This window comes from Mesorhizobium sp. P2_D6 (assembly GCF_056404315.1).
The window spans coordinates 230,887-243,423 of record NZ_JBFUEG010000008.1 but is presented as its reverse complement, the minus strand read 5'-3'; the positions used below and the strand labels follow the sequence as shown (position 1 = coordinate 243,423).

At 64.6% G+C, this 12,537-nt stretch carries 12 protein-coding genes; 3 read left to right on the top strand and 9 right to left on the bottom strand.

What is annotated here, in order from left to right:
* The first annotated feature begins 22 nt into the window (after nt 1-22).
* Nucleotides 23-826 (top strand): 3-methyl-2-oxobutanoate hydroxymethyltransferase, encoded by an 804-nt coding sequence (locus AC1D1L_RS19115; protein ID WP_477343026.1) that lies wholly within the window; start codon nt 23-25, stop codon nt 824-826.
* A 25-nt stretch (nt 827-851) separates the two neighbouring features.
* Here AC1D1L_RS19115 and AC1D1L_RS19110 read toward each other — a convergent pair whose 3' ends face one another.
* Both AC1D1L_RS19110 and AC1D1L_RS19105 read right to left on the bottom strand, forming a co-directional pair.
* On the bottom strand, nt 852-2,333 hold the full coding sequence (locus AC1D1L_RS19110; RefSeq protein WP_477343025.1) for an HAL/PAL/TAL family ammonia-lyase: 1,482 nt from the start codon (nt 2,331-2,333) through the stop codon (nt 852-854).
* Nucleotides 2,330-3,331, bottom strand: coding sequence for an ornithine cyclodeaminase family protein (locus tag AC1D1L_RS19105; RefSeq protein ID WP_477343024.1), 1,002 nt, complete (start codon nt 3,329-3,331; stop codon nt 2,330-2,332). The genes AC1D1L_RS19110 and AC1D1L_RS19105 overlap by 4 nt, the downstream gene beginning before the upstream one ends.
* 119 nt (nt 3,332-3,450) lie before the next feature.
* Here AC1D1L_RS19105 and AC1D1L_RS19100 point away from each other — a divergent pair, with 119 nt between their 5' ends.
* Together AC1D1L_RS19100 and AC1D1L_RS19095 are read left to right on the top strand one after the other, a co-directional pair.
* The gene (locus AC1D1L_RS19100; protein ID WP_477343023.1) at nt 3,451-4,884 is read left to right on the top strand and encodes a DHA2 family efflux MFS transporter permease subunit; all 1,434 of its coding nucleotides are present in this window, start codon (nt 3,451-3,453) and stop codon (nt 4,882-4,884) included.
* Between the two features lie 132 nt (nt 4,885-5,016).
* Nucleotides 5,017-5,424, top strand: coding sequence for a carboxymuconolactone decarboxylase family protein (locus tag AC1D1L_RS19095; RefSeq protein ID WP_477343022.1), 408 nt, complete (start codon nt 5,017-5,019; stop codon nt 5,422-5,424).
* Nucleotides 5,425-5,639: 215 nt separating this feature from the next.
* On the opposite strand, the gene AC1D1L_RS19090 is transcribed toward AC1D1L_RS19095, so the two are convergent.
* The 7 genes from AC1D1L_RS19090 to AC1D1L_RS19060 all read right to left on the bottom strand — a co-directional run bounded on the left by AC1D1L_RS19090 (nt 5,640) and on the right by AC1D1L_RS19060 (nt 12,524).
* Nucleotides 5,640-6,527: an amidohydrolase family protein gene (locus AC1D1L_RS19090; RefSeq protein ID WP_477343021.1), complete on the bottom strand. Its 888-nt coding sequence runs from the start codon at nt 6,525-6,527 to the stop codon at nt 5,640-5,642.
* Nucleotides 6,527-7,522, bottom strand: coding sequence for a VWA domain-containing protein (locus tag AC1D1L_RS19085; protein ID WP_477343119.1), 996 nt, complete (start codon nt 7,520-7,522; stop codon nt 6,527-6,529). Before AC1D1L_RS19085 ends, AC1D1L_RS19090 begins: the two co-directional genes overlap by 1 nt.
* Nucleotides 7,523-7,794: 272 nt before the next feature.
* Entirely contained in the window at nt 7,795-8,676 is an 882-nt protein-coding gene (locus tag AC1D1L_RS19080) for an AAA family ATPase (RefSeq protein WP_477343019.1), read from the bottom strand.
* Nucleotides 8,677-8,685: 9 nt separating this feature from the next.
* Nucleotides 8,686-9,690, bottom strand: a complete 1,005-nt coding sequence (locus AC1D1L_RS19075; protein WP_477343018.1) for a xanthine dehydrogenase family protein molybdopterin-binding subunit — start codon at nt 9,688-9,690, stop codon at nt 8,686-8,688.
* Between the two features lies 1 nt (nt 9,691).
* Nucleotides 9,692-11,059 carry a xanthine dehydrogenase family protein molybdopterin-binding subunit gene (locus AC1D1L_RS19070; RefSeq protein ID WP_477343017.1) on the bottom strand — a complete coding sequence of 456 codons (1,368 nt, stop codon included), beginning with the start codon at nt 11,057-11,059 and terminating at the stop codon, nt 9,692-9,694.
* Nucleotides 11,060-11,186: 127 nt separating this feature from the next.
* Nucleotides 11,187-11,669, bottom strand: coding sequence for a (2Fe-2S)-binding protein (locus AC1D1L_RS19065; RefSeq protein ID WP_477343016.1), 483 nt, complete (start codon nt 11,667-11,669; stop codon nt 11,187-11,189).
* A gap of 60 nt (nt 11,670-11,729) precedes the next feature.
* Nucleotides 11,730-12,524, bottom strand: coding sequence for an FAD binding domain-containing protein (locus AC1D1L_RS19060; protein ID WP_477343015.1), 795 nt, complete (start codon nt 12,522-12,524; stop codon nt 11,730-11,732).
* Between the last annotated feature and the right edge of the window lie 13 nt (nt 12,525-12,537).

The window sequence follows — 12,537 nt, the reverse complement described above, 5'->3', positions numbered from 1 at the left end:
GCAACACAAGGAAGCAAGATCGATGAGCCGGAAAAGACCGACGGTGGCGGATTTGCGCGCCATGAAGGGCAAGCGCCAGTTGACCATGCTGCGCGTGATGACGATGGACGAGGCCGAGGCCGCCGAGCGGGCAGGGGTAGACATCGTCTCGGTGCCGCCGGAGCTGGTGCTCAACCCGCAATACCGCGATGCGGCGCCCAGCCTGTTCACCATGCCGGGCGAGAATTTTTACGAGATCGGCACGGCGGACGATTTCCTGCGCTGGGCCTTCCGGCTCTACAAGGCCGGCGCCGACGCGGTCTATTGCAGCGCCGGCTTCGCCACCGTCAAACGGCTTGCCGACGATGCCATCCCCGTGATCGGCCATGTCGGTCTCATTCCGTCGCGTGCGACCTGGACCGGGGGTTTCAAGGCCGTCGGCAAGACCGCCGACACCGCCATGCAGATCTTCGAGGCGGTGAAGCAGTATGAGGCCGCCGGCGCCATCGGCGCCGAGATTGAGGTGGTGCCGGTCGAGGTGGCCAAGGCAATCTCGGAGCGGACCTCGCTGATCATGCTGTCGATGGGCGCGGGCACTGGCTGCGATGCGCAATACCTGTTCGCCGACGACATACTCGGCCAGAACAGGGGCCACATGCCGCGCCATTCCAAGGTCTATCGCAATTTCGCAGCCGAATATGACCGCTTGCAAGCAGAGCGGGTGGCGGCGTTTTCCGAATATGTCGCCGACGTCAACAGCGGCGCTTATCCGGAAGACAAGCATGTGGTGCGCATGGACTCGGCCGACCTCAGCCAATTCATGAAAAGGGTGGATGAAAAGGCCTGAACTCGCCGATCTGGCCTGGTCGCTGTTACGCCCGCCAACCACCGTTGGCGAGCGAGGCGTAAAGCGGCTCGGCGTCCGGGCCGAGCGGCCTGTCTTCCCTGAGGCTCGCCACGTGCGCGCGCACCGCCGCATGGATGACTCCTGTCGCCGGCGCCAGCGTCAGGCCTTCGCGCAAATCGACCGCCTGTGCTGCCGCCATCAGCTCAAAGGCGATCAACCGTCTCCACAGGCCGATCATGCCGGCGCATTTCGTAACAGCGAGCAGCGTCTGCGTCGCATGGTCCTCGACGCCTTCCGAGACCGGCAGGAAGTCGAGCATTACGGGATTGGCCTTGTGGCGGATGGCGGCGAGGATCGCCGTGACTGTCTTTTGCAGCGGCACGAAGCCGGCGGACGCGCCGCCGATTGGCGACAAATATTTGGGCAGGCCGTTGCGGCCGGAGCCGGTGAGTTGGACGAAGCGTGCGGCCGTTGCGGCTGAGGCCTGCGCGATGGCGAGGCCAAGCGTCTCGAAAGCGAGTGCCATCGAGGCGGTGTGGAAATTGCCTGTCGACAAGACCAAATTGTCCTCTCCGAGTACCAGAGGATTGTCGGCGGCGGCGTTGAGCTCGATTTCTACCGCAAGCCTTGCATTGTCGATCGCCTGGATCAGCGCGCCGTGTATCGACGGCATGCAGCGGACCGAAAGCGGATCCTGCAAGGTGGTGGGCTGCGGCTGCTCGTCGCGGGCAAGCAGATCGCGTAGCTCCTTTGCCGCAAGCTGCTGGCAGGCCGCCGGACGCGCCAGATGCAGACGCGGATCGAGGATGGTGCGGTTGGCGCCAAGTGCCTCCATCGTCAGTGCGCCGGCTTGCTGCTGTTGTTCAAAGGCTGAGAGGGCATCAGCGAGCGCCAGTGCGCCGGCGCCCGTCGAGACCGCCGAAGCATTGATCAACGACAGTCCGTCTTTGGGCGCCAGGCTGACCGGCGCCAGCCGCGCCATCATCAACGCCTTTGCGGAAGGCATGCGCCGGCCTTGGTAGTCAGCCTCGCCCTCCGCAATCAGCGTACGGGCTATCGCGGTCATCAGCAGCAGGTCGCCGGCGCCGATTGAACCTAGAGACGGCATCACAGGATGCACGCCCGCATTGAGCGCGTCGACAAGGGCGGTCAAAACAGCCGGCGAAATACCCGAACCGCCAACCGAGAACATCGCGGCGCGCGCCAGCATTGTCGCCCGCACCGCCTCTTGCGGCAGCGGCTCGCCGACAGCGCCGCTGCGGCCTTCCAGCAGCTGGCGCTGGAAGGCACTGGCATCGCCTTCGACCGTGGTGCCGAGATTGGCGCCGAGCCCGGTGTTGAGGCCGTAGATCTGCTGGCCGGACGCTGCGGCCTGGTCAAGCACTTTGCGGGCTTTGTCGAGCCTCTCGATGATGCCGGGCCCGACCTCGACCTTGCGGCCGCCACGGGCGACGGCCGCGACATCCTCGACGCTGATGCCGGCGCCGCTGAGGACGAGCGCGCTCATGCGAAGCGCAGCCTCTGGCCTATGCCCTTGTCTGTGGCCTTGGCCAGCATTGCCTTGCCCAGCGCAATGTCGGACAGCGACAGGCCGCGATGCCAGAACAGGATCGTCTCGTCGTCGCTTTCGCGCCCGGCTTTCAGGCCGGCAGCGATCTGGCCGAGTTCGGCATGCAGCGTCTTTTCGCTCAGCCGTCCGGTCTCGACATGGGCGCGCAGCGAGCCGAACTTGCCGCCCTTGCACTGGCCCCAGTCGTCGACGACCATTTTCTGCATGATATCGGTCAGCGATAGCTCCACCGCGCTCATCGTGCCGTAGGGCACGACGAGAGCGCCGGGTTTGATCCATTCGGTCTTGAGGAGCGGCTGCGGCTCGGGCAGGCGCGAAGCCTCGACGACGATGTCGGCGCCTTTGACGCAGCTCTCCCAGTCGGCGACCGCCGTGACCGGTTTGCCGAGATCGGCGGAGAGTTTGGCGGCAAAGCCGTCGCGGCTTTCCGGGCGGCGCGAATGGACGCGGATCTCGTCGAAATCAAAGAGATGATCGAGCAGGCGCACGTTCCAGTAGGCGGTGCCGCGCGCGCCGATATGGGCTAGCACCTTCGAGTTCTTGCGCGCCAGATGCTTGGCGCCGATGGCGGTGATGGCGCCGGTGCGCATGTCGGTGATGACGGTGGCGTCAAGGATGGCGCGCGGCGTGCCGGTGCGCGGATCGAACAGGTTCAAAATGCCGAATTCAGAGGGCAGGCCGTGCAGATAGTTGTCGACATAGTCGCCGACGATCTTCACGCCGGCCGCATCGAGCGGCGCGACGTAGCCGCGCAGCACGTTGAAATGGCCATGGAAAGCCGGATCGGCTTCGAGATGGACGCGTGGCTCGATGACCGTCTGGCCATTGCCTTGCGCGACCAGTCCGGCCTCGACGGCGGCGATGATTTCGCCGTCGGTCATCTCAAGGGCTTCGATATCGAGGGCATTGAGGTAGTCGATATAGATCGGCTTCATTTATGCGCGCACTTTCCTCCGTCGACCCGTCCATCCCATAGCAGGCCTCGGGCTGACACGGAAGTTTGTTGGCTAGGCTCTGGACTGGGCGAGCCATATGCTGTTCAACGCGGTTCGTCATGACTGCCGTTCCCGACAGCGAAGCCTCCACCGAGACCGCCAGCAATGCGCGGCGCGTGGCGCTGATCGTCGCCATCGCGTTTTTCATGCAATTGCTGGATTCGACGATCATCTCGACCTCGCTGCCGCAGATGGGAGAATCCTTCGGCGTGCCGGCGGTGGCGATGAGCATCGGCATCACCGTCTATATGCTGACCATGGCGGTGTTCGTGCCGCTGTCGGGCTGGCTTGCCGACCGCTTCGGGGCGCGCAACATCTTCCTGCTGGCGATCGTGCTGTTCACGCTGGCCTCGCTCGCCTGCGGCTTCTCGCAAAGTCTCCCTCAATTCGTCGCCGCCCGCGTCGTGCAGGGCCTGGGCAGCGCGCTGATGACGCCGGTCGGGCGTATTCTCGTGCTACGCAATGCGCCGAAGTCGGAGCTGCTCAATGCCACGGCGCTGATCACCTGGCCGGCGCTGTTCGCGCCTGTCGTCGGGCCGGTGCTCGGCGGCTTCATCACCACCTATCTCTCCTGGCACTGGAATTTCTTCATCAACATCCCGCTTGGGCTGATCGGGCTGGCGCTGGTCGCCCGGTTCATTCCAAGCGATCGCGAGGCCGATCCCAAGCCTTTGGACTGGCCGGGATTTTTCCTGACATCGCTGGGGCTCGCGCTCCTGCTCTATGGCCTGGAACGCATCGCGCATCCCGAGGATGGCGCCTTGCCGACGGTGCTGCTGGTTGCCGCCGGCATCGTCATCGGCTGGCTGGCGGCGCGGCACCTCCGGCGCGCGCCGCATCCGCTGCTCGATCTCTCCGCGTTCAAGGTGTTGACCTTCGCCATCTCGACGCTCGCCGCCGGCACCATCTTCCGTGTGGCCATCAACGCCACGCCGTTCCTGTTGCCATTGCTGTTCCAGGTTGGTTTCGGGCTTTCGCCCGTCGATGCCGGCCTGATGATCCTGGCCTATTTCCTCGGCAATCTCGGCATGAAGACGGTGACGACGCCGACGCTGCGGCGCTTTGGTTTCCGTTCGGTGATGGTCGTCAACGGCCTGATCGCCTCGGCCTCGATCATGGCCTGCGCGGCGATCTCGCCTGAGACGCCGCAGGCGCTGGTGGTGGCGCTGATGCTGATCGCCGGCTTGTCGCGCTCGATGCAGTTCACCGCGCTGAACACGCTGGCCTTCGCCGACATCGACGCGGCGCAGCGCAGCTCGGCGGCGACGCTGTCTTCCATGCTGCAGCAAATAGCGATGCTGTTCGGTGTCGCGGTGGCGGCGGCGATACTCAACCTGTCGCAGATCATGAGGGACCGGCCGGCGCTCGACCTCGTTGATTTTCGCATCGCCTTTGTTGTTATCGGCACCATCGGGCTGGTGGCGGCGTTGCGGTTCCTCGTGCTGCCGCCCGGTGCGGGCGCCGAAGTTTCGGGCCACGCTGCGCAGGGTTGACGTTCAGACATTCTCAGCTGTGGAATAATTTGTTGCCGGAACGGGCAAAATTCAAAGTGCGGCAAATGGACTAGCGGCGTTTGCTCACGACCTGATTCATCCCGTTCGCAGACCCAGATGAAAGGAACCGCCATGGCCGCCACAAAACTTCTCAGCGACGCCGAGGTCGAGAAAATCCTGGTCGCCAAAGCGGTGTTCGACGACATCCGCGCCACCCGCAAGTCCGACTTCGTCAACAATTTCTGGCGCGGGTTGGCCAATGATCCGGCCTTGCTGAAACGGACATGGGAACAGGTGAAGGTGGTGATGGCCACGGAGAGCGCCATCGATCCGCTGACCAAGGAGATGATCTACATCGCGGTCTCGACCGCCAATGGCTGCTCTTACTGCGTCCATTCGCACATGGCCGCCGCACGCGCCAAAGGCATGACCGATGCGCAGCATGGCGAACTGGTGTCGATTATCGGGCTGGCCGGGCAGACCAACCATCTGGTGACGGCGATGCAGATCCCGGTCGATCCTGAGTTTAAAGTGAAGTGAGGCGGCGGCGCGCCCTTACCTTCTCCCCCTGTGGGAGAAGGTGGCCTCGCGAAGCGAGGTCGGATGAGGGGTGTTGGAAGGATCGCGACCTTTGAGAACTAAGCGATTGAAATCCCTTGATCTTGTCACGTCTAGTTTCTTCCAGCACCCCTCATCCGTCTCGGCGCTGCGCGCCGATCCACCTTCTCCCACAGGGGGAGAAGGGGAGGTCCGTGCTACACCGGCCGATAAACCTTCTCAGCCGTGTTCCAGAAAATATCCGCCTCGGCAGCCGGCCCGTGCTTCGCCACTGCCGCGCGGTGCGCCTCGATCAGCTCGGCGTGGCTGGTCCACAGTTTCTCGATCGGGAAGTTCGAGCCGAACATCAGGTGGTCGCTACCCAGAATGTCGATCGCATTGTCGACGATGTAGGCGATCAGATCCGGGTCGTTGCGGTGCACGAAGGTGCCGAGTCCCGACAGCTTGGCGTAAAAATTCGGCGCGGCTGACAGCGTGCGCAGGCCGGCTTTCCAGGCTTCGGTCGTTTCCGGCTCCATGCCGATCAGCATGCCGGCATGGGTGAGGATGAAATTGGTCTGCGGGTTCTCGCCGACCAGCGTCAGCCCGTCCTTCATCTGGGCGGGAAAGAGCTGGAGGTCGAACGACAGGCCATAGTCCTTCAGCCGCGCCACATTGGCCCGCACCTTTGGGTCGGTGACCTGGTCGGCCGAGGCGGCGAAGCGGAAGGCCGGCGTCTCATGCCAGTGCAGCTGCATGCGCACGCCGCGCAGCAGGGGGTATTCCATCAGCCGGTCGATCTGGTGCCGGACGTCGTCCACGGTCATGTCGGCATAGCCAACAATGGCATGCGGCCAGCCGGTTTCATGAGCAGTCTTCTGCAGGAAGGCGACCTCTTTTTCGAAATCCTCCTTGGCCCAGTTGGTCTGGACATAGACCGCCTTTTCGACGCCGGCGCCTTTCTGGTCGTCTAGAAACTCCGTGATCGGATAGTCGCGGCGGATCGGCTCGTACGGCCCGAAGATGCGCGGCACCATCGGACCGACCAGCCAGGGCTGATCCTGCTGGCGCCAGATGTGGAAATGCGCGTCGATGGCTTTCTGCATTACGAAACCCTTTTCCAGAGTATCGACGTCGCCGGGGCGGGGCGGCCGAGCGACAGGATGAAATCGGTGAGGCTGTTCAGCGACGATCCGTCGATAAGATCGTCAAGGTCGGGCAGGATTGCGCGCAGTGCTGCCGTCGCAGGCTGGAAGCGCGGATCGCCGGCCAAAGGTGTGGCCAGCGACAGCCGGAAGGCGCGAGCGCTCAGCCGTCGGATCGCAGTCTCGAGCTCGGCATGGTCGCCGCGCTCCAGCGCGTCGGACAAGATGACGACTGCGGCCCCACGCGCGAATGCAGAAAAGCGCGGCACCGAGAGAAAGGCGAGCAGCGTCGGCCCCATGCGCGTGCCGCCGTCCCAATCGTCGACCAGTGCGGCGGCGCGGGCCATCGCCTGGTCACGATCACGGATGCGCAGTGCCGAGGTGATGCGGGTGAGCCGCGTGCCGAAGGTGAAGATTTCCGCGCGGTCGGCGCCTTGCACACTCGCATGCGCCAGTTTGAGATAGTCGGCAGTATGCAGCTTCATCGAGCCGGAGATATCGATCAAGAGCAGCAGCTTGCGCGGCACGGTTTGGCGGCGGCGCAGCTGCGGCGAGGGGATGTCGCCATCGGCACTGACGATTTCGCTGAGCGAGCGGCGCAGGTCGAGCGTGCCGCGCGAACGGGTGCGCATGGTGCGGAAGGAGCGGCGCGCGGGCAGCGCGGAAGCGAGCTTGCGGCGGAAGGGGCCAAGGCCATCATCGTCGCGCTGGAAGTCGCGGCTGCTCAGCTGTTCGATCGCCGACGACAATTCGCCACCTTTCTCCTGGCGCGTGGTCTGGTTCTTTTCCTCACGCTTGCCGTGATCGTCCTTGATGCGGGTTTCCTCGTCCTCTTCGCCTGCGATCGAGGGTCTGGCGTCGCCATAGAAATGGCTGCGGAAATGCGCGTCGAATTCGCCGCGGCGGTCGGGTGGCGGCGCCAGCGTGGCAAGGGCGGCCTCGCGGATATCGACCATGGAGCGCGGGCCTAGCAGGGTGACCGCTTGCATGAAGCTGGTCGCTTGTTCCGGGGCGATGACAAAGGCGTGGCGGCGCAGCAGCTGGGCAAAGTGGAGCAAGGGCGCGGCCGCTCGGGGTAAGCCCTCCTCGCCCCGTTTACGGCGAGAGGATGCCGGCAGGCAGGTGAGGGGCAGCGCCACCTTCTGCCCATCGTGGCGCCGCCCCTCATCCGCCCCTTCGGGGCACCTTCTCCCCGTAAACGGGGCGAAGCGGTCGTTGAGGTCCCGGCTCACGCCAGCGCCTCCTCGACAATCCGGCCAAGCTCCGGTGCGATAGAGGATAGATCCTCCTCGTCCTTGATCAGCACGCCGATGGCGCGGCGGAAGGCTTCCGGCCACGGGCTGCCGCCCTTCTCCAATATGGTGGCGGCGTTGGCCCACTCTACGGCCTCGGAGATGCCCGGCGGCTTGGCGAGCGGGCGGCCGCGGATCTCCTGCACGGCATTGGCGACCGCACGCGCGGTGGCCTCGGCGACACCCCCGGCGCGCAGCATGATGATCTCGGCCTCGCGCTTTGCGTCGGGATAGCCGATCCAATGATAGACGCAGCGCCGGCGCAATGCTTCGGCGAGTTCGCGGGTGCGGTTCGAGGTCAGGATGACGATCGGCTGCGCTTCGGCGCGGATGGTGCCGCGCTCCGGGATGCTGATCTGGAAATCGGAGAGGAATTCGAGAAGCAGCGCTTCGAATTCATGGTCCGAGCGGTCGATCTCGTCGACCAGCAGCACGCGCTGGTCGGGCGCCCGCAGCACCTGGAGCAACGGCCGGGCGATCAGGAAACGGTCGTCATAGATGTCGATCTCATGCTCGCCGGCATGGCGGATGGCGAGCAGCTGGCGCTGGTAATTCCATTCGTAGAGCGCATGCGCGGCGTCGATGCCTTCGTAGCATTGCAAGCGGACCAGATCGCGCCCGAGCACTTCTGCGATCGCCTTGGCGGCTTCGGTCTTGCCGACGCCGGGCGCGCCTTCGAGCAGCAGCGGCTTGCCCAAGCGGATCGCCAGGAAAATGGCGGTCGCAAGGCTGTCGTCGGCGAGATAGCGCGAGGCGGCGAGCTGCTGCGCCACCGCCTCCGGTGAGGTCGCTGCAGTCTCCGCATTCACCTCCGGCATTTCCTGTCCTCAGTTCGCCGCCTGCGCCTTGAGCGCGCGCAGAATTCGCTCGGGCGTGATCGGCAGCGTGTCGATGCGCACGCCGACGGCGTCGAAGACGGCATTGGCGACCGCCGGTATCTGCGGGTTGGCGCACATTTCCCCCGGCCCCTTGGCGCCATAGGGCCCGTCGGCGGACGGTCGCTCCAGCACGATGATCTCGGTCTCGGCGAGGTCGCCCGGTCCCGGCATCAGATACTGGTTGAAGTCGATGCCGCCATGGTCGCGGTTGGGATAATACGGCTCGGTGGTTTCGTAGAGCGCATGGCTGATGCCCATCCAGGAGCCGCCGACCAGTTGCTGCTCGACCATTTTCGGGTTGAGCGCGCGGCCGATCTCGAAAATGTTCTTCACCGTCAGCACGGTGACTTCGCCGGTTTCGTCATCGACCTCGACCTCGGCCACGGTGCAGGCATGGGCGTAGCAAGTCGACGGCTTCATCGCGCCGGTTTCCTTCTCCGGATAGGAGCGCGGGATCAGGAACATGCCGCGTCCGGAAATCGAGCGGCCGCGCTTGAAATGCGCCGACAGCGCGACATCGAAGATCGAGATCGATTTCTGCGGTGCGCCCTTGACCAGGATGTTGCCCTCGCCATCCGTCTCGAGGTCGGAGGCGTTCACTTCCAGCTCTTCCGCCGCCACTTCCAGCATCACCTGGCGGGCTTCCTTGGCCGCCTGGATGACGGCATTGCCGGCGCGATGCGTGCCGCGCGAGGCGAAGGTGCCCATGCAGTGCGGACCGGTGTCGGTATCGGCGGTGTCGATGATGACGCGGTCGGTGGGCACACCTATCGTCTCGGCGCAGATCTGCGCCATGATCTGCTTCAGGCCCTGACCGAGATCGACGGACGACAGCGTGACCATGAAATTGCCGGTCGGCGTCGAATGCACCAGCGCCTGGGTCGGATCGCCGCCGAGATTCATACCTGTCGGATAGTTGATCGCGGCGACGCCGCGTCCGCGCCGGATCGCCATCTCAGGCTCCCTTCTTGTAGGAGGACATCGCCATGTATTTTTCGGCCACCGGCCAGTTGGCGGCGCGCGAGGCCTCCTGCATGCACTCGATCAGGGCCGCGCCTTCGGTCGGCTGGCGATGCGCCTTCATGTCGCCGTCGCGATAGGCGTTGATGAAGCGGAATTCGAGCGGGTCCATGCCGATCAGCCGCGCCAGCTTGTCCATCTGCACCTCCAGCGCAAAATCGCCGATGGTGACGCCGAAGCCGCGCATGGCCGAGGAGGGCGTGCGGTTGGTGTAGACGCAGTAGGTGTCGATCCACACATTGGGGATCGTATAGGGCCCGGGATAGTGCGCAGCACCCTTCTGCGCGCCATAGGGCGAGTGGCGCGAATAGGCGCCGGCGTCGGTGTAGCCGGTGACTTTGCGCGCGACGATGCGGCCGTCCTTCATCACGCCGTCCTTGATGACGACCTTTTCGGCCGCGCGCGGTGACGAGATCTGCATTTCCTCCTCACGGCTGTAGATGAAACAGACCGGTCGTCCGGTTAGTTTGGCGCCGAGGATGGCAATCGGCTCGACGATGACATCGACCTTGCCGCCAAAGCCGCCGCCGACCGTGCCGCCGACGAAATGCAGCTTCGAGCCCGGCATCTGCAGGATGATCGAGGCGTTATCGAGGGTGAAGAACATCGCCTGCGTATTGGTGTAGCAGGTGAAGCGGTCATTGCCGTCGGGCACCACGACGCAGCCGGTGGTCTCGGTCGGCGCATGCTCGATCGGCGAGGACTGGTAGCTCTGCTCGAGGATATGATCGGCCTCGGCAAAGCCCGCCTCGACATCGCCGAAGCGCACCTTGCGGCATTCGCCGCTGTCATAGAGATAATAGTTCTGACCGTGGTATTCGTTGACCAACGGTGCGCCGGGTTTCAGCGCTTCCTCCATATCGAAGACGGCCGGCAGCACTTCGTAGTCAACCTTGACCTTGGCGGCGGCTTCCTGCGCCGCGCGTTCGGTCTCGGCCAGTACGGCCACCACGGCCTCGCCCTTCCAGCGCACCTTGCCATCGGCCAGCACCGTCTCGTCCTCCGGGCCGATCTGGATCAGGATCAGGATGGTATAGACGTTGTGCGGCACGTCCTTGGCGGTGAGGATTTTCACCACGCCCGGATGCTTCTCGGCTTCGGAGGTGTCGATCGAGCGAATACGGGCGTGATGGTGCGGGCTGCGCACCATCTTCAGGTGGAGCATGCCAGGGAAATTGCGGTCGGCGAAATAGGCGGTCTTGCCCGTGACATGGCCCGGCGAATCCAGCCGCGGACGCCCCTGGCCAATCTCGTGCAGGCCGTCCTTGCGCTGATCGGCGAAATAGCTCTTGCGCAGTTCCATTCTCTTGGTCCCCTCAGAGCATGATGCCGAAAAGTGTGAAGCGGTTTTCGGACGACATCATGCTCTATCTCTTTGATTTAGAGCCGGATTCAGATTTCAGGTCGATTCGACCTGAAATCATCCGGCTCTAGGCGGCGTTCTGCGAATTGGCGCGCGCCGCGGTCAGCACCGCCTGGATGATCGGTTCGTAACCGGTGCAACGGCAGATGTTGCCGGACAGCGCCTCGACGACATCCTCGCGGCTCGGATTGGGCGTGTGGTCGAGCAGCACCTTGGCAGCCATGATCATGCCCGGCGTGCAGAAGCCGCATTGCGTGGCGAAGGCGTTGAGGAAGGCGCGCTGCAGCGGATGCAGAACGCCGGCTTCAGCGAGGCCCGATGTCGTGGTGATCGTCGCGCCGTTGCAGGTTTCGGCCAGCGTTAGACAGGAGAGTTTTAACTCGCCGTCGATGATGACCGAACAGGCGCCGCACGTGCCCTGATGGCAGCCGCCCTTCGGCGAGGTGTCGCCGATTTTGTCGCGCAGCGCATGCAGCAGCGTCGTGCCGCTCTCGACGAATTCGGCCTTCTCGCTGCCGTTGAGCGTGAACTGAACCGGAACCTTTGCCATGTTTTCCTCCCAGCGCGCCTGCCCGATTGATCGGACAGACGCGCGCCCCCCTAGCGGTGGTTAAGTAAGCAGCAGACGACCGAGATGGACCGGCAGGACCTCGGCGCGATACCAGGCGCTGGCGATCGGATCGGTGATCGGCGAAGTGCCTTCACCTGCCGCAGCCAGCGCTGCTGCGATGCCGTCCCGGTCAAGCCGTTTGCCGATCAGCGCCTTTTCCGCCGCGCGTGCACGCATCGGCCGGTCGGCCATGCAGCCGAGCGCGATCCGCGCCGAGGATATGGCGCCGTCGCCGGCCTGTTCGAGCGCGGCGGCGATGCTCAGCACCGAGACGCCCTTGGGCTTCACGCGCGACACTTTCAGGAAGCGGAAGCTCTCGGCCTTCGGCAGCGCGAAGCTGACTGAGGTGACGATGGCGTGGTTGTCGTCCCGCTTGGCCAAAAAATCCCCAATCGGCAATTCCCTATCATCGGTGCTGACCGTCGCATCCAGCGCCAGCAGTGTGACGGCGAAATCGCCGTAGGGCGCCGGCGCAAACAGATTGCCGCCGACCGTCGCCATGTTGCGGATCGCGGGGCCGCCGACCGCGCGCGCCGCTTTGGCGATGGCGCCGAGCTGCGGATGGCGGGCGATCGCCGCCATGGTCACCGAGGCGCCGATGCGGGCCTTGCCGCCGGCGATCTCGATGGCCGAGAGCGAGGGATCGGTGGAGCGGACAAGGCTGGTGACGGAGACATCGCCTTCATTGGTGGCGCGCACGACCAGCGTGCCGCCGCCGAGATAGCGTGTGCCGGACGCCTTCAGCGCTGCGTTGGCGTCCCTGACGGTCGGAAAGGTCTGGAGGGCAAGTGCCATGGCAGGCTCCTTG